The sequence below is a fragment of the Photobacterium sp. R1 genome, assembly GCF_054600795.1.
The window spans coordinates 1-257 of record NZ_BAAHZP010000710.1 but is presented as its reverse complement, the minus strand read 5'-3'; the positions used below and the strand labels follow the sequence as shown (position 1 = coordinate 257).

Sequence of the window (257 nt, the reverse complement as noted above, 5' to 3'; positions counted from 1 at the left end):
CAAACACTATAGTGTTGAGGACTGGGCCAGTTTCATTAAAGAAAATAGTGCTAATGTCCTGAAACACGCCATGGTCTCAACCGGTACATCAGATGCTGATTTTCAGAAAACCAAAGATATTATGGCGCTGACCGACGAGCTGATGTTTATCTGCATCGACATCGCGAACGGTTACTCTGAGCATCTGGTCGAGTACGTGGAAAAAGTCCGTAAAGCATTCCCTGATAAAGTCATCAGCGCGGGTAACGTCGTCACCG

General features: G+C 46.3%; 1 protein-coding gene. It reads left to right on the top strand.

The genetic code is table 11. The features are described 5' to 3' along the window. The coding region (locus tag ACYP03_RS26925) for an IMP dehydrogenase (protein ID WP_459782796.1) at positions 1–257 on the top strand (257 nt) is incomplete at both ends.